The organism is Streptomyces fulvorobeus (assembly GCF_013167895.1).
GTDB lineage: Bacteria > Actinomycetota > Actinomycetes > Streptomycetales > Streptomycetaceae > Streptomyces > Streptomyces fulvorobeus.
The window spans coordinates 5,056,389-5,075,741 of the sequence record NZ_BLWC01000001.1 but is presented as its reverse complement, the minus strand read 5'-3'; the positions used below and the strand labels follow the sequence as shown (position 1 = coordinate 5,075,741).

The 19,353-nt window shown below is 72.9% G+C and carries 15 protein-coding genes and 1 pseudogene; 14 read left to right on the top strand and 2 right to left on the bottom strand.

Annotation, left to right across the window (positions count from 1 at the left end; all coding sequences use genetic code 11):
* Window positions 1-481: 481 nt before the first annotated feature.
* The gene (locus Sfulv_RS22815; RefSeq protein WP_173316396.1) at window positions 482-1,033 is read right to left on the bottom strand and encodes a sensor histidine kinase; all 552 of its coding nucleotides are present in this window, start codon (window positions 1,031-1,033) and stop codon (window positions 482-484) included.
* Here Sfulv_RS22815 and Sfulv_RS22810 point away from each other — a divergent pair.
* The 8 genes from Sfulv_RS22810 (at window position 1,028) to Sfulv_RS22775 (ending at window position 10,614) form a co-directional block, all read left to right on the top strand.
* Window positions 1,028-1,450, top strand: coding sequence for an RICIN domain-containing protein (locus Sfulv_RS22810; RefSeq protein WP_173316395.1), 423 nt, complete (start codon window positions 1,028-1,030; stop codon window positions 1,448-1,450). The genes Sfulv_RS22815 and Sfulv_RS22810 overlap by 6 nt on opposite strands.
* A gap of 227 nt (window positions 1,451-1,677) precedes the next feature.
* Window positions 1,678-2,241 carry a TetR/AcrR family transcriptional regulator gene (locus Sfulv_RS22805; protein WP_173316394.1) on the top strand — a complete coding sequence of 188 codons (564 nt, stop codon included), beginning with the start codon at window positions 1,678-1,680 and terminating at the stop codon, window positions 2,239-2,241.
* A gap of 130 nt (window positions 2,242-2,371) precedes the next feature.
* Window positions 2,372-3,478, top strand: coding sequence for a medium chain dehydrogenase/reductase family protein (locus Sfulv_RS22800; RefSeq protein WP_173316393.1), 1,107 nt, complete (start codon window positions 2,372-2,374; stop codon window positions 3,476-3,478).
* A 160-nt stretch (window positions 3,479-3,638) separates the two neighbouring features.
* Window positions 3,639-4,268, top strand: coding sequence for an RNA polymerase sigma factor (locus tag Sfulv_RS22795; protein WP_173316392.1), 630 nt, complete (start codon window positions 3,639-3,641; stop codon window positions 4,266-4,268).
* Window positions 4,265-5,368: a CU044_5270 family protein gene (locus Sfulv_RS22790; RefSeq protein ID WP_173316391.1), complete on the top strand. Its 1,104-nt coding sequence runs from the start codon at window positions 4,265-4,267 to the stop codon at window positions 5,366-5,368. Before Sfulv_RS22795 ends, Sfulv_RS22790 begins: the two co-directional genes overlap by 4 nt.
* Window positions 5,369-5,574: 206 nt before the next feature.
* Window positions 5,575-8,775: an NACHT domain-containing protein gene (locus Sfulv_RS22785; protein WP_173316390.1), complete on the top strand. Its 3,201-nt coding sequence runs from the start codon at window positions 5,575-5,577 to the stop codon at window positions 8,773-8,775.
* 293 nt (window positions 8,776-9,068) lie between these two features.
* Window positions 9,069-10,028: an endonuclease/exonuclease/phosphatase family protein gene (locus Sfulv_RS22780; RefSeq protein ID WP_256669062.1), complete on the top strand. Its 960-nt coding sequence runs from the start codon at window positions 9,069-9,071 to the stop codon at window positions 10,026-10,028.
* 382 nt (window positions 10,029-10,410) lie between these two features.
* Complete coding sequence (locus Sfulv_RS22775) at window positions 10,411-10,614, top strand: cold-shock protein (protein WP_037908938.1); 204 nt, start codon at window positions 10,411-10,413, stop codon at window positions 10,612-10,614.
* A 127-nt stretch (window positions 10,615-10,741) separates the two neighbouring features.
* Here Sfulv_RS22775 and Sfulv_RS22770 read toward each other — a convergent pair whose 3' ends face one another.
* Window positions 10,742-11,002, bottom strand: a complete 261-nt coding sequence (locus Sfulv_RS22770; RefSeq protein WP_173316389.1) for a hypothetical protein — start codon at window positions 11,000-11,002, stop codon at window positions 10,742-10,744.
* Window positions 11,003-11,624: 622 nt separating this feature from the next.
* Here Sfulv_RS22770 and Sfulv_RS22765 point away from each other — a divergent pair.
* The 6 genes and pseudogenes from Sfulv_RS22765 to Sfulv_RS22740 all read left to right on the top strand — a co-directional run bounded on the left by Sfulv_RS22765 (window position 11,625) and on the right by Sfulv_RS22740 (window position 19,347).
* Window positions 11,625-12,790 (top strand): annotated as a pseudogene (locus tag Sfulv_RS22765) (glycosyltransferase family 4 protein).
* Window positions 12,791-12,956: 166 nt separating this feature from the next.
* Window positions 12,957-14,285: an exopolysaccharide biosynthesis polyprenyl glycosylphosphotransferase gene (locus Sfulv_RS22760; RefSeq protein ID WP_371874724.1), complete on the top strand. Its 1,329-nt coding sequence runs from the start codon at window positions 12,957-12,959 to the stop codon at window positions 14,283-14,285.
* Window positions 14,286-14,287: 2 nt separating this feature from the next.
* On the top strand, window positions 14,288-15,673 hold the full coding sequence (locus Sfulv_RS22755; RefSeq protein WP_173316388.1) for an O-antigen ligase family protein: 1,386 nt from the start codon (window positions 14,288-14,290) through the stop codon (window positions 15,671-15,673).
* Complete coding sequence (gene murJ / locus Sfulv_RS22750) at window positions 15,670-17,421, top strand: murein biosynthesis integral membrane protein MurJ (RefSeq protein WP_173316387.1); 1,752 nt, start codon at window positions 15,670-15,672, stop codon at window positions 17,419-17,421. Before Sfulv_RS22755 ends, murJ begins: the two co-directional genes overlap by 4 nt.
* Window positions 17,411-18,229: a polysaccharide deacetylase family protein gene (locus tag Sfulv_RS22745; protein WP_173316386.1), complete on the top strand. Its 819-nt coding sequence runs from the start codon at window positions 17,411-17,413 to the stop codon at window positions 18,227-18,229. Before murJ ends, Sfulv_RS22745 begins: the two co-directional genes overlap by 11 nt.
* The gene (locus tag Sfulv_RS22740) at window positions 18,226-19,347 is read left to right on the top strand and encodes a glycosyltransferase (RefSeq protein ID WP_173316385.1); all 1,122 of its coding nucleotides are present in this window, start codon (window positions 18,226-18,228) and stop codon (window positions 19,345-19,347) included. The genes Sfulv_RS22745 and Sfulv_RS22740 overlap by 4 nt, the downstream gene beginning before the upstream one ends.
* Window positions 19,348-19,353 lie beyond the last annotated feature (6 nt).

Sequence of the window (19,353 nt, the reverse complement as noted above, 5' to 3'; positions counted from 1 at the left end):
TAGTTGCACGCCACCAAAGCGGCAGCCCCGAAGAGCAGGCGCCATGCAAGCTCTGCCCACGCCCTCATCAGTTCTCCCCGACAGACAACCGGTGCCCAGTACGCAGACTCCCGGCTCCTCAGCCCGCCCGAACTCCAGCTCGGACCGCCGGACTCCCTTGGCGAGACCCCATAGGGGCACCCCTCACGCAGAACGGCGACCCTCCCATAACGCGGCCAGGCCACTCTCGTAGAACACCACAACTGGTTACGTGATGGCGGGGAGGGACTGCGTGAGTGGTCCAGTTACGTGTAGAGGGCCCGCACGAGCCAGGCGCGATCTTGGGCGCAGCGGGCGGCGCGTTCAGCGGCGTGGAGGGCGAATTCCGCGGCGCGACGTTTTCTTGCGAGCCGCTCCGCCACCCGTCGTCGAACCGGCCCTCCAGCAGGTCAAGGTTTGCCGCAGCCATGCCGTCCTCGGTCGCACGGACTCGCCCTGGCTCTTACCCGAAAGCCGGCCCGTCCGGACTCCGGGTCGGCGTGCTGCCGGGGACGGTGCGCAGGCGCACCCCCTCCCGGTCAGGCCGGGGCGGGGAAGTCCACCCGGACGACGAGGCCGCCGGCGGGGTCGGCGGTGGCGGCGGCGACCGCCCCGTGGGCCCTGGCGATGGAGTCGACGATGGACAGGCCGAGGCCGCGCCCTCTCCCGGTGCGCGGCGGCGGGGTGTGGCGCGGTGGAACGGCTCGAAGAGGCGGGCGACCTGGCCCGGCGCGACCACCGGGCCGGTGTTGGCGACCGAGAGGCTGCGGCCGTCGACGGACACGGTCACGGTGCCGCCCCGGTGGTTGTGCTGGAGGGCGTTGGCCAGGAGGTTGCGTACGAGGTGGGCGATCAGGACGGGGTCGCCCCGGAGGGAGCCGGTCTCAGGCGCCTCGGGGCTCCGCCCGGTCGCCGGTACGACGTCCATGACGAGGCCGCGCCGCTCCGCCTCGTCGGCGAGGTCTCCGCACACGGAGGCGGTGATGTCGTCCAGGCGGAGCGGGACCTCGTGCACGAGCCCCTGGCCCGAGTGGGCGAGCAGCAGACCCTCGATCAGGCGCAGAACGAGTTCCGGAACGTCACCAGCGGCAAGTGCCTGAGCGTCACCTTCGCCGGCGCCCCCCGGATGGGAGCGTGCGGTGAGGGCCTGAACTCCGTCTGGTTCTACGCCTACCGCGCCGACGTCTCGACCGGGATGCGTCTGAGGAACGCGGCGACCGGCTACTGCCTGGACGGCAGCGGCACCAGCGTGTACATGTCCGAGTGCCACGACAGCGACCCGGGCCAGGGCTGGGAGCTGCGCTGCGGTGCCATCGAGCCCGACCTGACCGGTCTGCGCCTGACGGCCTGGGACGACGGTGGAGTCAGCATTCGCTCGACGACCGGCGTCGACTCCCGCAAGCAGCGGTGGTCGTCCACCTGCGGCGGCTGAGCAGCCCTTCTCGACGGTCCGCCGGTGATGCGGGAGGCTGGTCACGTGCCGGACGGAAGTCACGGCGACACGACACGGTTCGCGGCAGCACTCCGCGGTGCTGCCGCATAACCGCATCGCGGAGCACCCGCCCGGCTGTCGCGGCAGGCGCCTCGACAGCCGGCCATATGTACCCTCATACCAGAGATGTGCTTGACACCCAAGAGTGTGAGTGATTGAGTACTCACATGAAGACGGAGCGGCGCCAACTGTCCACAGCCGAAGAACGCAGGGAGACGGTCCTGCGTACCGCCATCGGAGCCTTCGCGGCCCGGGGGTACTTCGGGACCACCACCACGGAGGTGGCGAAGGCGGCGGGCATCTCCCAGGCGTACGTCTACCGCCTCTTCCCGAACAAGGAAGTCCTGTTCACCGCGGTCGTCGAGCACTGCTTCCTCCGGGTGCGCGCCGCACTCGAAGGCGGAGCGGCGCAAGCCGCGAGCAGCGCCCCGGAGGCGGTCCTCGCTTCGATGGGCGACGCGTACGCCCACCTGATCAGCGACAACGACCTCATGCTGGTGCAGCTGCACGCCCAGGCCGCCGCGGTCTCCGAGCCCGCGGTACGGGAGGCGGTACGGGCGGGATACGCCCGCAGCGTCGAGTACGTCCGCGGCGCCTCCGGCGGCAGCGAGGAGCAGGTACAGCAGTTCTTCGCCACCGGCATGCTCTGCCACCTGCTGGTCTCCATCGACGCCGAGGCGATCCCGGCACCGTGGACCAGGACGCTGACGGCCGGGATCATGCACTACTGACCCGGTATCCACGCGGCGGCCGCAGGTCCGCGGACCCAGCGGCCGCACTTCCTCGCCCCCTCAAAGTGAGTGTTCAAACACTCTATTCATGTATCCGTCTCGATCCCCTCGTCCCGCACAGGAGAAGCTCATGAAGAACCTCATCGGACGCCCCGCCGGCACGTCAGCCGACCGCCCGGCCGCCCGCGTACCGGCCGCAGAGGCGCCGCACACGGTGACGGAAGCCGTCCTGCCCGGGATCGTGGAACCGGAGGGGATCGAGCTGCGTACCCGGCCGGCCCGGCCGCCGGGCCCCGGCCAGGTGACCCTGGCGGCGGAGGCCGCCGGCATCTCCTTCGCCGAGCAGCAGATGCGGCGCGGCAAGTACTACGACCAGCCGCCGTTCCCGTTCGTCCCCGGCTACGACCTGGTGGGGCGAGTCATCCAGGTCGGCCAGGGTGTGCGGGCCGACCTGCTGGGCCGCCGCTTCGCGGTCCTCACCAAGACCGGGGCGTGGGCCAGTCATGTGAACGCCGACGCCGAGGACCTGACGGAGGTCCCCGAGTCGGTGGACTCCGCCGACGCCGAGACGTTCGTGGTCAACGGCATCACCGCCTGGCAGATGCTCCACCGCGTCGCCGGTGTCCACGCCGGGGACACCGTTCTCGTCCTGGGCGCCAACGGCGGCGTGGGCTCCACCCTCGTCCAGCTCGCCCGCATCGCCGGCGCACAGGTGGTGGGCACCGCCTCGCCGAAGCACCACTCCGCGGTCACGGCGCTGGGAGCCACACCCCTGGACTACCGGGCCCCCGACCTCGACGGCCAACTGCGCGCCTTGGCGCCGGGAGGCTACGCGGCGGTCTTCGACCATGTGGGAGGAGACGGCATCGTCGACTCCTACCGTCTCCTCGCCCCACGGGGCACGCTCGTGTCCTACGGCACGGCCTCCACCCGCGACGACCTCGGCTCCTCCAAGGCACCGGTCCTCAAGCTCCTGGTGCGCCTGCTGTGGTGGAACGCACTGCCCAACGGCAAAAGCGCCCACTTCTACAACATCTGGGCAGGCCGCCGCAGGCTCACGCCGTTCCGCCTCAAGCTGAGCGCCGACCTCACCCAGGTCCTCGCGCTCCTCGCCGAGGGACGCCTCACCGCCCAGGTCGCCGCACGCATCCCCCTCAGCCGGGTCGGTGAGGCCGTACGGCTCGCGGAGTCCGGCACGGTGGTGGGCAAGGTCGTCCTGGTCCCCGGCCAGGACTGACCCCGGTCCCCCGCTCCCCCAGCTCCCCGGCCGGTCGGACCCGGAACCGCCGGGCCATGATGGACGCCGCCGCACACCGCACCCCACATCATCCCGGGTGTGACGCAGGTCTCGGGAACCGCCCTGTGCGGATCGACAGCTGACTGAGGTGACCGAACCTATGCGCGCGCGTATCCGGGCGGGGGATCCGCAGGCTTTCGCGGAGCTCTTCGACGAGTACGCGAAGACCATCTACAACCACGCCTACCGGCTGACCGCCGACTGGTCGGCCGCCGAGGACATCGTGTCGGCGACCTTCATGGAAGCCTGGCGCGGCCACCAGCGGCTGGACGCCGAAGGCGGCAGTGTGCGCCCGTGGCTGCTGGGCATCGCCACCAACCTGGTGCGCGCCCAGTCACGTGGCAGCCGCCGCTACAGGGCGGCCGCCACTGCCACGGCCGCCGCGGCGGGCGCGGCGGCGGTGGCCGACCACGCCGACGAGGTCGCCGGCCGATTGGACGACCGCCGACACCTCGCCGCCACCGCCCGCGCACTGGCAGGACTGCGGCGCACCGAACGGGAGGTGCTCAGCCTGTGCCTGTGGCAGGGCCTGGACTACGCCACGGCGGCGCGGCTTCTGGACGTCCCCGTGGGGACGGTCCGCTCCCGGCTCTCCCGGGCCCGCAAGAAACTGCGGAAACTCGCCGACGCACAACTGCTCGACGCTTTTCGGGAACCGCCGGCAGTGGATCGGCAGATAAGAGGGGACCGCACGATCGCGGCCCGGCCCGCACAGGAAGGAACCTGGTGAACACGCGTCCATCACGTCTCACGCCTGATGAATGGCAGGAGAGCGCAGCACTGCTCTCCCCTGCGGAAGCCGACCTCCCCGCAGGCCGCCACGCCTTCCACAGAGAAGAACTGATGACCTTCATCCAGCAGGACACCCAGACCGCCGCTGACGCCCCGACGCCCGCCCACCCGGCCCCCGCCCGGGCCCGGCGCATGTTCCTGCGCCCCCTGATCGCCCTCCCCGTCGCCGCCTGCTCGCTGGCCCTCATCGGCACGGGTCTCCTCACCCTCACCGGCAACAGCAGCAGCACCAGTGGCGGCGAGGTCGCCGGGCCGCCGCTCACCGCGACGGTCGGCACCGGCACCAGCTCGGGCGTCCCCCGGCTGCTGGACCAGATCTCCCACGCCGCCGCCGGCGGCCCCCGGGTGACACTGCGCCCCGGCCAGTACCTGTACGTGGAGAGCAAGGTCGGCAGCACGTACGAGAAGACGGTCGACGACAAGACCACCCTGGTCGGCACCGGGGTCCACCGCCGCCAGATCTGGAACTCGGCGGACGGCACCAAGGGCTGGCTGATCGACCCGGCCGTCTTCCCGGAAGGCGGCGGAACGGTCGACCGCGTCAACGAGAAGGGCGAGCCCGAACCCCCGTCCCTGAACGGGCCCTCCCACGACTACCTCGCCACTCTCCCCACCGACCCCGACGCCCTCCTGAAGAAGATCTACAAGGAGACCGAAGGGATGGGCAACAGCCCCGACCAGCAAGCCTTCACCACCATCGGTGACATGCTCGGCGAGTCCCTGCCGCCGGCCGCACTGAACACCGCCCTGTTCGAAGCGGCGGGCAAGATCCCCGGCGTCGTTCAGGTCAAGGACGCCGTGGACGCCATCGGCCGCCCCGGCGTCGCCGTCGCCCGCCTGGACGAGACCACCGGCGCCCGCACCGAATGGGTCTTCGACGCCAGGACCTACACCTACCTCGGCGAGCGCACCATCCAGGTCCGCCCCAACGGCGGCGACTCCGGCCTGATCAAGCCCGGAACCATCCTCCACACCCAGGCCATCACCGTGCGCCAGGCCGTCGACCACATGAAGGAGGTCCCCTCCTCCGACGTGTAGGACGGGTCTCCCGGGTGTCCCGCGTGCGGGTGGACCCTCGCGCGGGAAGCCCGCGGCTCCGCCCGGCAACCGCGTGGTGGACACCGGCTCAGGAGGTGCGGCCGACGGCCAGGACACACCCGATCCGGGTACACCCGTCCGGTCAATCACCTGTGAAGGTGGTTGCTCATGGTTACCGTCCCGTACGCCCCCGGCTCCGTGCCAACGTGGTGACCCATGACCAGCGGGCGGGGTGCGGCGGTGGGGCTGTGGTGACGGGGACGTCCTTCCGGCGGGCACGCACGCTGCGCCGGGCCGGACTGGCGGTGGCGTGCGGGGCGCTGGTGACGCTGGCCGTCGTGCTCGTACGCAACAGCGGCGACGAGGGCGCCGCGTCGATGTGGGTCTCGGTGGTGTCCGCCGTCCTGTCGGTGTGCGCGTTCGCCGTGGACCTCGCACGCGGTGCGGAGTCCGAGGAGCCGGGTGCGGCCGGTGCGCCGGAGGCCGGGCGCCGGCAGGCCGCCGACGCCCTCGCCGACGCGGTGGGGGTGCAGTGGTCGGCCGAGGCCCGCAGACGCCGGCTGCACGACCCGGGTCCGCTGGATGTCCGGTGGACCCGGGTGGGCCCGCCACTCGCAAACCAGGAGCCCGGCACCCCGGTACCCCCTCCCCGGGACGGCGACCAGCGGCTGATGCGTGTCGTCGAAGCCTTCCGGGCGGTGCCCTCCGGGAGGCTGGTGGTCCTGGGCGAGCCCGGAGCGGGCAAGTCCGTCGTGGCCGTGCGGTTCGTGCTCGGGGCGCTGGACGCACGGCAGGCGGGCGACCCGGTGCCGGTGCTGTTCCCGCTGGCGGGCTGGGACCCGTGCTCCTCCTCACTGCGGGGCTGGCTGGCCGACCGGCTGGCCGAGGACTACGGCTCTCTGGCAGCCCCGGTGGCAGACGGCCGCACCCTCGCGCGGGAGCTGATCGACGCCGGTCTGGTCCTGCCCGTCCTCGACGGCTTCGACGAGATCCCGCGGGCCGCGCACGAGAGCGCGGTGCGCTCCCTCAACTCCGAACTGGACGACCGCCTGCCGGCCCTGCTCACCTGCCGCACCGCCGACTGGGCGGAAGCGGTGCGGCAGGGCGGGGTACTGACCGCCGCGGACGTCGTACAGCTGCGGCCGCTGGACCTCGCCACCACCCGCGCCTACCTGACGCGCACCGCACGGCACTCCACCGCCTGGGCACCGGTCCTGGAGGCGCCCCCGGCACAGCTGGTGGAGGCGCTGCGCTCTCCGCTGATGGTGACCCTCGCTCGTACGGTCTACGAGGACCCCTCCCGTGACCCGGCCGAGCTGACCGACGCCGACCGCTTCCCCACGGCGGACCGCGTCGAGGAACACCTGCTGGACGCGTTCGTACCTACGGCGTTCGCCGGACCCGGAACGGCCTGGCACCCGCAGGCGGCTCACCGCTGGCTCAGCCGTCTCGCCCGCGACCTGCCCGACTCCGGGGCAACCCTGGCCTGGTGGGAACTGCCCGCCGCGATGCCCCGGCCCCTGCGTGTCATCGGCCCTGCCGTGGTGGCGCTCCTCGCCACGGCCGCACTGCTGGTACCTCTCGCCGTTCACGGCGGCGGAGTGATCGCCAACTGGGACAGCACCCCGTCCGCGCTGCTCAACTTCGCGGGCATCCTGACCGGCCTGTGCTTCGGCCTCGCGTACCTGCTGCCGCCGACGCCGGAGACCCCGCAGGGACCGCGGTGGCTGGCCCGGACAGCCCTGCGGACCACGGCCGCCGCGGCGGTCGCCGGAGTGGGGATCGGACTTCTGGTGCCGCCGCTCGTCAGTTCCCGGCTCGGTGCCGTCATCACCCCGCGGGCCGCCTGGTACCTCAACGGCTGCTGCTTCGGCCTGATCCTGTCCATGATGTTCGCGGTCGCCGGCCTGTCCCGTCGCCCCGCCCCGCTCAGCCTGCCGTGGGTGGGCAGCCCGAGCGGCCCCCAGGCGGTACGCGCGCTGGGCGCTCTGGTCCTCTTCGCCGGACTGGCGGTCTACGGCTACACCGGCGAGCGGGTGACGGCGGTGACCTGTGTCGTGGCCGGCCTGGTCCTGCTCCTGGCGGGCCTGGGCCGCCGCACCGACCGCCCGAACGGAAGTTACGTCGCGCCGGCCACGGCGCTGCGCGGCTTCGCCCGGGGGCTGCTGCGGGGACTGGTCGCCTGCACGCTCATCGGGGTCTGCGCCGGGGCCGTGGTCGGGGTGATCAGCGGCGCCTTCGCCGCCGTGCAGATCCACTCGGCTCCTGACTGGGCCCCCGGCAAGGAGATCGGGGACTGGCGGCTGGCGAGGACGGCGGACGGCAGGCGCTCCGTCCAGTCGACGGCGCCCCAGGAGGTCCTGCTCGTCGAACGGTCCGCGCTGGACGCGCCCTTCGCCGTGGCGAAGGGCGCGCGGATCTCCAAGGACCAGCAGACGGGAGCCTTCAAAGGGCGGGTCACCATCCACCACGCCCCGGACGGCGGCTGGGCGACGAAGTGGCAGGGCACGCCCTCCGCCTGGCGGGGCAGGCAGGTGGACGCCCACAACCTGGTCCTGGCCCTGCCCCACCAGGTCAGGCTGTGGCTGGTGCACCGCGACGTCTCATCCGTCGTCCTGGACGCAGTCGGCCCGATGGTGGCCTTCGGGGTGCTCGTCGGCGCGATCGGCGGCTGCGCGTCCGGCGTCTACCGTGCCCTGAACACCCCCTCGGACACCATCCGTGCCCTCGGTCCCCACAGCACCCTGCGCACCGACCGCACCGCCACCCTCGTCCGCAGCGCGGTCGCCGCCCTCCTGGCGGGTGCGGTCTGTCTGCTCCTGATCGCCGTGACCGGCCGGGGCAGCACCCTCGGCACCATGCACACCGAGCTCTGGGTACCCGTCGGCACGTCCGCGCTCGCCCTCAGCGCGTGGGGCCGCACCGCAACGGCCCGCGCCTGGCTGGCGCTGACGGGCCGGGCTCCCTGGCGGTTGACGACGTTCCTGGCGGACGCCCACCGCCAGGGCGTACTACGTCAGACGGGTGCCCGCTACGAGTTCCGCCACGAGCGCCTCCGGCGCCACCTGGCCGGCACCGCGCCTGCCGGCACGGGCCATCCATCCGCACTGCGCCCAGTCGCCTGCTGGACGGCCATCGCGGTCACGGCGTACGCGCTGGCTTACGCGACCGGCCGTCCACTCCTCGACGACCCGCCCTCCACGCTCCTGGACCCCTCGGAAAGCGCCCAGGTGATCACCGCTGCCGGCGCGCTGAGCACGGCGGTCGGCATGAGCGTGGCGGCCGTGGTCAAGGCGGTGGCCCTGCTGATCCACACGGGGGCCGACAGGGAACGGGCACGGACCGGGCGGCGGCCACCTCTGCCGGAGCCGGAAGGACAGCCCGCGCCGAGTGACGACCGGGTGTGAGGCGGGGACAGGCATCGGCGCCGCTGTGACGTGGAGCTCGCCGCCGGTCCGCGGCATGCGGAGTTGCGCCCGGGTTCACGCCTCATACACGAGGCGCCTGAACACTGTGTCCCGGCCCGAGCCGAACCGTGCTCGGGCCGCACGCGGGGCAATTGCTGGAGGTCATGGATGGTCAGGCGTCGTGAACTGCTCGGGATGGTCGGCGCGAGCGTCGGGGCGGGGGTGCTGGGAGCGGGCACGGCCGGGCCGGGCCACGGAACGGCCGCGGTTCCTCTCGGCGGACTCTCAAGGTCATGCAGTTCAACATCTGGCTCGGCGGCAGCCGGGTGCCCGGCGGCCGGGCAGGTATCGCCGACACCGTCGCCGCGGTACGGCCGGACGTGGTGATGCTCAGCGAGTCCAACCCCACCCGGGTGGCCGACCTGCTGGCCGATCTCGCCGCGCGCGGACTGACCTACTTCGACGACAGGAACCCGACCGATCCCGGAGTGATATCGCGCTACCCGATCATCGAGCACGCCTCCTTCCCGTCCTGGTCGAAGGCGGTCGTCTCGGTCGGCGGCACCGAGGTCGCGGCCTACTCCGGGCACCTGGAGTACCGCTACTACGCCAACTACCTGCCGCGCGGTTACGGCGGCGGCACGCCGGCGCCGCTGGAGACCTCCGAGTACGGCTGGGGGGAGATCCCGACCGGTCCGATCACCGACGTCGGCCTGATCACGCGGCTCAACGCGGCCTCGGGGCGCACCCAGGTGACGAGGACCGTGCTCGCCGACGCCGCCGAGGAGCGCGCCAAGGGGCGGCTCACACTGCTGGCCGGTGACTTCAACGAGCCCTCGCACCGGGACTGGACCCACCGGACCCGCGATCTGTTCGACCACAACGGCACCGTCGTCGAGTGGTCGACGACCAAGGCTGTCGAGGACGCCGGTTTCCGCGACAGCTACCGCGTGATCCACCCGGACCCGGTCCGCACACCGGGCTTCACCTGGCCGAGCGACAACCCGGGCGCCGACGTGGGACAGCTCACCTGGGCGCCGAAGGCCGACGAACGGGACCGGATCGACTTCGTCTTCTACCACCCGGACCGGCGGATCCGGCTGCTGGACAGCGTGATCGTCGGACCGTCCAGCACCATCGTGCGTAACGAGCGGGTGGAGGAGTCCGGCCGGGACACCTTCCGCGAGCCCACCTGGACCTGGCCGACCGACCACAAGGCGGTACTCAGCACCTTCCGGGTGACGACGCGGTGAGGGGGAGGTGGGGACGCCCCTGACCTGAACGGGTGCGCCGCCGCGCCTTCGGCGCTCACACCACCCCGCCGCGGGGCGCCGACGCCGTTTCCGGGTCCCGACATGCGAGATCATCTCGTCATCGCCCGATCGTCCCGAACCGCCGCCCACCTGCGAGGACTGTCAGCCTGGCAGGTGACTTCCCGCACCGGCCGGAGCGTCGCTGGTGGTGCTGGCGGAGCAGACTGTGTAGCGTCGGACCCAGCTGTCGTGGTTCGAAGAAACGGCCCGTGGACGCGAGTTCGCGGGCGTTCTGCTGTCAGCGTCTCTGAGAACCATGGCGATCACCTCCGGCGCCCGTACGGTGCGGGCGCCGATTTCTGTGTCTGCTTGGAGGACAAAAATGGCCAGTGGAACCGTGAAGTGGTTCAACGCGGAAAAGGGCTTCGGTTTCATCGAGCAGGACGGCGGTGGCCCGGACGTGTTCGCTCACTACTCCAACATCGCCGCCCAGGGCTTCCGCGAGCTCCAGGAAGGCCAGAAGGTGAACTTCGACGTCACCCAGGGCCAGAAGGGCCCGCAGGCGGAGAACATCACCCCCGCCTGATCGCCCGGATACCGAGCGGGTCCCGCCTTCGTAGGCGGGGCCCGCTCGCCCGTTCCTCCGCGGTCGCGGGGCCGCGCGGTCCGGGCCGCCCGTGGTGGACTTCCGCGCCCGGCGGGGCGCGCCCCGCTCAGGCAGTCGTCGAACTGCCCGGATTCGTCTCCTCGATGGCGTCCATGAGCTGTCTGCGCCTGCGGCGGGACAGTGAGTCGCCGTCGACGCTGCTCATCGCCCAGGGGACCGCGCACGGCCCCTCATGAGAGGGATCGGCACACAGCACCTCCGCCATCCGCTCCATCAGCGCTTCGTGTTCGGCCGCCGTGGCGAAGACGGCGATGCCGACATGCCGCAGCCGGGGCCGGTCGGCGGATTCGGTGGTGCTGTCGGACATGGGGCGGTCCCGTCTCTGAGTCGCGTGGCCCGCCGACCGTAACGCGCACAGCCCGTGATGATCTCCGGGCCGCCGCGGCCGGGCGCTCCCGCCGCACCACCTGACGATACGTCCGCACGCAGCCGCCCCGGCCCGTGAGCGCCGGAGACCCCGCGGGAGCGGCCGAGAAGTCCATGCCTCGGGACCGCCGCCCCGCCGCCCCGGCCATCTCACCGGCCGCCGGCCCGGACCGGCCCTGAGACGTTTCAAGCCAATCCTCCGCGCCATTCTCCCGTGCCATTCGCTCAAAAAGAATGGGTAAGTATGTTCGACGTCCACAAGATCGAATATGCGAAAGTGCAGCAGGCTACGTCCATATGGCCCGAAATGGCTCCCGTCGCGGGTCGCGACGGGTATCAAACGAGTGTGCGCCATATGGCGCCATGAGCGAGTCTCGCGTGTTTTCTGGTCGGCAGTCTGCCAAAGTGCACTTCTGATTAAGTCACTTGATCAGACTTTGGAATCGATCCGCCCACCATCATATTTTTCGACGGCCGGACTTCCCATATGACATCCCTGCCGTCGGAGCCTTTAGGGCCCGTCCTTCGGGGGGCACGTGACAAGAGAGCCATGCGTGCGGCACATGAGCCTTTCTGAGAAACGACCCGTGACCGTTCTCCATCTGGTCCAGCCGGTGGAGGGCGGCGTCGCCCGCGTCGTCACGGACCTCGTCAGGGCCCAGGCGCTGGCGGGACTGCGGCCCGTGGTGGCCTGCCCGCCCCGGAGCCGGCTGGCGGCCGACGCCGAGGCGGCGGGCGCCGAGGTGCTCGCCTGGCCGGCCGTGCGCGACCCCGGCCCCGGGCTCGCGGCGGAGGTCGCCACCGCGGCCGGGCTCGTCCGCCGGTGCGCTCCCCGGATCGTGCACGCCCACAGCGCCAAGGCCGGCCTCGCGGGCCGGCTCGCGGTGCGGGGCCGTGTCCCCACGGTCTTCCAGCCGCACGCCTGGTCCTTCGAGGCCGTGGAGGGCAGAACCGCACGCATGGCCCTGAGGTGGGAGCGCTTCGGAGCCCGTTGGAGCGACCGCATCCTCTGCGTCAGCGAGTCCGAGCGCCGTACGGGTGAGGGGGCGGGGATCTCGGCCCGCTGGTCCGTGATCCACAACGGCATCGACCTCGACCACTTCCGTCCGGGCGGCCCGGCGGAACGCGCAGCGGCCCGTGCCGCACTCCCCCTGCCCGGCGGCATCGGCGCGGATACACCGCTGGTCGTGTGCGTCGGCAGACTCAGCCGGCAGAAGGGCCAGGACGTGCTGCTAAGCGCCTGGGACCAACTGCGCGTCACGGACGCCCGGCTGGTCCTGGTGGGAGACGGTCCGTACGAGCGGCGGCTGCGCGACACGGCACCCGCCGGCGTGGTGTTCGCGGGGGCGGCCCAGGACGTCCGCCCGTGGCTGCACGCCGCTGACGTCCTCGTCCTCCCCTCCCGCTGGGAGGGAATGGCGCTGGCACCGCTCGAAGCCATGGCCTGCGGCAGACCGGTCGTGACGTCCGACGTGAACGGGGCCAGGGAGAGCCTGCCCCCCGGCCACGACGCCCACTGCCTCGTACCCCCGAGAACCCGGCAGCCCTCGCGGCCGCCCTGACCACCCTCCTGACCGACCCGGCACTGCGGGAGGAGCTGGGCCGCAGCGCCCGGACCCACACGCGGTCCGTCTTCGACGTCCAGAAGACCGCAGGAGCCGTCCACCGCGTCTACCAGGAGCTTGTCGGCTTGTCCCGGCCCACGACGAGAGAGCGCATCGACCGATGACCACGGAGAGAGCCCCCGCACCCCGCGCGGCCCAGGCAACGGCCGAACCCCCGCCGCGTCCACCATCCATCCGCCCCGGCGGGGCACCAGCCGGAGGACCCCCCGGCGCCCCGGACGCCGCTTCGGCGGATACGGGCGGCCCGGCGGGCGGCTGCTGGCCGCCGACGTGCTCGCCCTCGGTCTCACCCAGGCCGTGCTGCCCGCCACTTCCTGGCCGGCCACCGTGATCGCGGTCCAGGTGACCGTACAACTGCTGCTCCACGCCTACCGGGGGCTGTACCGGCCCGGGCTTTCCGCGTCCTGCCTCGCCGAACTCCCCGCGCTGCTCGGCCTCGCCCTCCTCCAGTGGTTCGCGACCGCGGAAGTGCTGACCGCGCTCGACGCCCGCCACTCGATCAGCTGGCCCGCGCTCGGACTAGCCGTCCTCACCCAGACCCTGCTGTGCTGCGCCGCCCGCGCCCTGGCCCACCGCTCGCGGCTCCGCTCAGCGGCCCGCGACCCCCGGTCGGCCCTGGTGATCGGGCCGGGACCGGTGGCCCACGCGGTCACGGCCGCCCTGCACGACCACCCGGAGTACGGACTCCGACCGGTCGGCCGGGTCGATCCCGGCTTCCCCACGGCCGACTCCGCGGCCGCCTCCCCGGGCGACGCCGCCCCGCTGCCCGTCCTGGCCACCCTGGAGGACGTGGGCCGCGCCGTCATCCAGAACAGCGTGCGCGACGCCCTCTTCACCACCACTCCCGGAGCCGTCCACGACGGGGAGGCGCTCTGCACACTCCTGGCCGGACACGGCTGCCGGATGTGGCTGATCAACGGCCCGGCGGCCGGGGCCTTCACCCCGCGCCGGACCGGCGCGCGCCCCGACCACCTGTGGGGCTTCGCCGCGCAGGCACTGCACAACGGTGGCGGGGGGCCGCTGTCGTACGCGGCCAAGCGGACCATGGACGCCACCCTGGCCGCACTCGGTCTCCTCGCGGCCGCACCGCTGCTCGCGGTCTGCGCCCTGGCCGTACGGCTCTCCGACGGACCGGGCGTGATCTTCCGGCAGGAGCGTGTCGGACGCCACGAACAGCCCTTCGTCCTGCTGAAGTTCCGCACGATCAGACCGGCCGACGCCCACGAGTCGGCCACCCGGTGGAACGTTTCCGCCGACCGGAACATGAGCCGGGTGGGCCGGCTGCTGCGCCGTACCTCCCTCGACGAACTGCCGCAGCTGTGGAACGTGCTGCGGGGAGACATGAGCCTGGTCGGCCCGCGCCCCGAACGCCCGTACTTCGTCGAGCAGTTCAGCCGGCTGCACGCGGGGTACGGGGCACGCCACCGTATGCCCGTCGGCATCACCGGACTCGCCCAGGTGCACGGGCTGCGCGGCGACACCTCCATCGAGGACCGGGCCCGCTTCGACAACCGCTACATCGAGACCTGGTCGCTCTGGCAGGACGTCTGCCTCCTGGCCCGCACCGCCGGTTCCCTGTTCCGCCCGGGAGGCAGCTGACCGTGTCCGCCACCCGGACCGCCGCACCCGCCGTCGCCGCCATCCCGCACCCCCGGGCCCATCCCGGCGGGCTCACCCCGCGGGCCCCGCGGTGGACACGGCACTGGCCGTTGCTGCCGCTCATCGCGTCCGTCCTGCTGCTCGCCCTTCCGGTCACGGCAGCGGGGAACGGCGACGCGCAGGTCACGCGCCCCGCCGACCTGGCGTCCGGGCTCGCGGTGGTGGTCTGCCTGGCCCGCCTGCTGTACCTCCGGCGGCAGCCGCTGACACCGGCCGCGGCGGTGGTCCTCGGGCTGCCCGCCCTGGGCTTCGCCGTGGCGACGGTCACCGCGGCGGACCCCGCCGCCGCCCTGCCGGGGTTCGTCCGCTACCTCCAGGTCTTCGTCCTCGTACCGGCCGCCGTATGCCTGCTGGTCCGGGACGCCCAGGGATTCCGGATCATCGTCGGCGCCCTCGTACTGCTGGCGCTCGTCCAGGGGGTGACGGGCATCCACCAGTACGCCACCGGCACGGGCGCCTCCTACATGGGGGAGGACATCCGGGCCGTGGGCACCTTCGGCCCCGGCGACATCATGGGCATGGCCACCGTCGTCGCCTTCGGCCTGCTCGCCACCGCCGCGTACGCGCTCCGCGCACCCGAGGGCGCTCCCCGGTGGCTGCGCCCCTGCGCGCTCGGGGCGACCGCCGTGCTGCTGGTCGCCCTCGCGCTGTCGTTCAGCCGCGGCTCGTGGATCGCGACGGCCGTCGCCGCGCTCGCCCTCATCGCGCTCACCGGTCTGCGCCAGGCCGTTCGCGCCCTGGCGGTGCTGTGCGCCACGGCGGTCGTGCTCGTCGGCGGTTTCGGCATCGGCTCCGAGACGGTCTCGCAGCGGCTCAGCAGCATCACCCAGGTGACCGCCGCCCCCGACCGGTCGGTCACCGACCGGTACACGATGTGGGCGGCGGCGCAGAGCATGTGGCGCGAGCGGCCGGCGGCGGGCGTCGGGCTCAAGGGCTTCCCCGCGCACCGCGACGGACACGCCTCGATCGCGCTCTCCGCGGGCAGCGACACCGCGGGCGCCGGTCAGGAGTTCCGCAAGCAGCCGTTGCTCTCCCCGCACAACATGTATCTGCTGGTCCTCAGCGAACAAGGGCTGATCGGGCTCACCGCACTCGTCGGCAGCTGGCTCGCGCTGCTCGTCGGCGGGGTACGCGCCGTGGTCCACGGCCGCTCCCGCCAGGGGACGGCCGTGGACTGCGGACTCGTCGCGGTGGGCCTCATGGTCTGGCAGACCGTCGACTTCCTGTACGCGGACATCGGCGGTCCCTCGACCGTGCTCACGGGCGTCGTGCTCGGTCTGGCCGCCTGGTGGGCGCTGGCCGGGCCGGAGAGGGTACGGACCGCGTGAACGACACCGGCACCGAATCGGGTACGACGGCCGGGGCGCCCCCGGAACCGGCCCCCGCTCTCCTCCCGCAACCCGCCCCTCCGGAGACGTCCGCCGCTCCGGACTCGACCGTCCCACCGGAGACACCGGCCGCGACGGAGACACCCGGGCTCGGCCGGTTCCTGGCCAGGGCCGCCGCCGTCACCGCCGGGCTGACCGTGGCCGGGGCACTCCTGGGACTCGTACGCGACCAGGCCATAGCCCACCTCTTCGGCGCCAGTGGTGCGAGCGACGCGTTCCTCATCGCCTGGACCGTGCCCGAGATGGCCGCGACGGTGCTGATCGAGGACGGCATGGCCCTGCTGCTCGTCCCGGCGTTCAGCCACGCCCTGGCCCGCAGGGCGGCGGGCGGCGGACGGAAGGAGGCCGCCTCGGCGCCCGACGCGGACGATCCGGTACGGGAGCTGATCTCGGCCACCCTGCCCCGGCTGTTCGCCCTGCTGTCCTGCGTGGCGGTGCTGCTGGCGCTCGGTGCCCCGTGGGTCGTGGGAGTCCTGGCCCCCGGGCTGAGCGATCCGGGGCTCGCCGTCGACTGCACCCGCCTGACGTCCGTCACCGTGCTCACCTTCGGCCTCACGGGCTACCTCAGCGCGGCCCTGCGCGCCCACCGCAGCTTCCTGCCGCCCGCCGGGGTCTACGTGGCGTACAACGTCGGCATCATCGGCACGACCTTCGCACTGCACTCCCTGTGGGGCGTGCGCGCGGCCGCGGCCGGTGTCGCCGTCGGCAGCGTCCTGATGATCCTCACCCAGCTCCCCACCTTCGTACGGCTGATGCCCGGACGGAGGCGCGGCGGCGGCCGGGGTCCGCGCCCGGCCTCCCGGCGGCGCTTCGCCGGGGCGGCTCCCCCGCTGCTGGGTGCCACGGTCCTCGCCCCGGTCGTCATCTTCGTGGTGAGCCGCCAGGCGCAGGTGCTCGTCGAACGGTTCCTCGCCTCCTCCCTGCCCGCCGGTGCCATCTCGCACCTGAACTACGCGCAGAAGGTCGCGCAGATGCCGATGGTGCTCTCGCTGATGATCTGCACGGTGACGTTCCCCGTCATCGCCAGGGCCATGGCGAACGGCGACCGGGAGAAGGCCCGCGACCGGGTGGAGCGCGACCTCGCGCTGGCCGGCATGGTCGTGCTCGCCGGGACCGCGATGGTGCTCGGGTACGCGCCCCAGATCGTCGAGGTCCTCTTCCAGCGCGGCGCGTTCGACGCGCTGGACACCAAGGCGACGGCCGACGCGATGCGGGTGTACGCGTTCGGGCTGCTCGGCCACTCCCTCGTGGGAGCGCTGAGCCGCCCGTACTTCGCCGCCGGACGGCCCACCTGGTTCCCGGTCTTCGCGATGGCCACCGGGCTGCTCGTCACGACCGGCGCCGGATTCGCCCTGACCCACCGCTTCGGTGTCGACGGCATCGCGGCGGCCAACGCCATCGGGATCAGCACGGCGGCGATACTCCTGCTGATGGGCCTGGGCACGCGGGTGGTCACCGTCCGGGTCCGGGCGGTCACCCTCTCGCTGGTCAGGCTGGCCGCCGCCGCCGCGGTCGCCGGGACCGCGGGGTGGCTGACGGGGCCGCTGGTCTCCGATCCCCTCCTGGCCGTGGCCGTCGGCTGCGTCCTCGTACCGGTCCTGTTCCTCCTGGCCGGGCTTCTGTTCCGGGCCCCGGAAGTCGTTCATCTGCTGACCCTCACCCGACGGAGGTTGCTCCATGGCCGCTGACCCATCGGTACTCGCCGACTCGCGCTCCGCCAGGCTCCGGCCGCCCGCGTGCGGACAGCCGTGGATCCTGACGTACCACTCCGTCTGCGAGTGGACGAGCGACCCGTACGGCATCACCGTCTCGCCCGCGCGCCTCGACCACCAGCTGGCCTGGCTGCGGCGCCACCACTACACGGGCGTGAGCGTCGCCACGCTCCTGCGCACGCCCGCCGCCGCCCGGCGCGGTCTGGTCGGCCTGACCTTCGACGACGGTTACCGCGACTTCGTCCACGAGGCGCTGCCGGCGCTGCTCCGGCACGGCTGCTCGGCGACCGTGTTCGTGCTGCCCGGCCGGCTCGGCGGCTCGAACGAATGGGACCGGCCGGGACCGGACAAGCCGCTCCTCACCGCGGAGGAGATCCGCACCGCCGCCGACGCGGGGACGGAAATCGGCTCGCACGGTCTGCGCCACCGGGACCTGACGTCGCTCACGGACGACGAACTCCGCCTGGAGACCCAGCGGAGCAGGGAGCTGCTGCGCGACCTCACGGGCGTCACCCCCGAGGGCTTCTGCTACCCGTACGGATCGGTCGACGCGCGGGTGGTGGACGCGGTGCGGGAGGCGGGGTACGGCTACGGCTGCGCCCTCACTCCCGGCCCGCCGGCCGGACCGTACACCCTGCCCCGCACCCACATCAGCCACGCCGACCGCGCGGTACGCCTTCGGGTGAAGGACCTGCGCCACCGCCTGCGGCACCGGGCGTCCGCCGCCCCGGCCCGGCTGCCCGAGTCCGCGCAGGCGACCGCGGGGTCCGGTGAGCGCCGATGAGGGCCCTGCACATCATCACCGGCCTCGGCATCGGCGGCGCCGAGCAGCAACTCCGCCTGCTCCTGCGCCACCTGCCGGTCTCCTGCGACGTCGTCACGCTCACCAACCCCGGTGCGGTGGCGGACGGCCTCAGGGCGGACGGCGTGCACGTCACGGACCTGGGGATGAAGGGCAACCGCGACCTGGCGGCGCTGCCCCGGCTGGCCCGGCTCATCCGGCGGGGCGGGTACGACCTGGTCCACACCCATCTGTACCGGGCCTGCGTCTACGGGCGGATCGCCGCCCGGCTCGCCGGGGTACGGGCCACGCTCGCGACCGAGCACTCGCTGGGCCGGGCGGAGATCGAGGGGCGTCCTCTCACCCCCTCCACCCGGGCGCTCTACCTGCGCACGGAACGGCTCGGCTCGGCCACGGTCGCCGTCTCCGCCACCGTCGCGGGGCGGCTGCGCGACTGGGGCGTGCCCGCGGCGCGCATTCACCTCGTGCCCAACGGGATCGACGCGGAGCTCTTCCGCTACGACGCCGGCCGGCGACGGGCCACCCGGGAACTGCTGGGTATCCCCGCCGACGCCTTCGTCGTGGGGGGCGTCGGCCGGCTCGTCCCGGGCAAACGCTTCGACGTCCTGGTCAGGGCCGTCGCCGCGCTGCCCGGCGCCCGTCTCCTGCTCGCCGGGGACGGGCCGGAGCGCGGCGCGCTGACCGCGCTCGCCCAGCGGCTCGGGGCCTCCGACCGCGTTCTGCTGCTCGGCGAGTGCGAGGAGGGACGGCCGGGCGCCGGACCCGGTGTTCCGGCGCTCCTCAGTGCCATGGACACCTTCGTCTCGGCATCCCGTGAGGAGTCCTTCGGACTGGCCGTCGTCGAGGCGCTGGCAGCCGGGCTGCCCGTGCTGTACGCGGCCTGCCCGGCGGTCGAGGACCTGCCTGCCGACCGGTCGGCAGGCGCGACCCGCTTCTCCGGCGACGCCGGGGAGCTGACGGCGGCCCTGCGGCCGCGGATGCGGGCGGGGCCCCACCGGACGGCGCCGCCCCCCGCCGTCGGCCACTACGACATAAGGCGCAGCAGCGAACACCTCATGGACGTCTACGAGCGCACCCTGAGCGGGCTCCGGACCTCCTGACCGCCC

What these genes read in the sequence shown, in the direction of transcription:
- Sfulv_RS22805 (WP_173316394.1), top strand. Translation starts at nt 1,678, where the DNA reads ATGAAGACGGAGCGGCGCCAACTGTCCACAGCCGAAGAACGCAGGGAG.
- Sfulv_RS22800 (WP_173316393.1), top strand. Translation starts at nt 2,372, where the DNA reads ATGAAGAACCTCATCGGACGCCCCGCCGGCACGTCAGCCGACCGCCCG.
- Sfulv_RS22795 (WP_173316392.1), top strand. Translation starts at nt 3,639, where the DNA reads ATGCGCGCGCGTATCCGGGCGGGGGATCCGCAGGCTTTCGCGGAGCTC.
- Sfulv_RS22780 (WP_256669062.1), top strand. Translation starts at nt 9,069, where the DNA reads ATGCAGTTCAACATCTGGCTCGGCGGCAGCCGGGTGCCCGGCGGCCGG.
- Sfulv_RS22775 (WP_037908938.1), top strand. Translation starts at nt 10,411, where the DNA reads ATGGCCAGTGGAACCGTGAAGTGGTTCAACGCGGAAAAGGGCTTCGGT.
- Sfulv_RS22770 (WP_173316389.1), bottom strand. Translation starts at nt 11,002, where the DNA reads ATGTCCGACAGCACCACCGAATCCGCCGACCGGCCCCGGCTGCGGCAT.
- Sfulv_RS22745 (WP_173316386.1), top strand. Translation starts at nt 17,411, where the DNA reads ATGGCCGCTGACCCATCGGTACTCGCCGACTCGCGCTCCGCCAGGCTC.
- Sfulv_RS22740 (WP_173316385.1), top strand. Translation starts at nt 18,226, where the DNA reads ATGAGGGCCCTGCACATCATCACCGGCCTCGGCATCGGCGGCGCCGAG.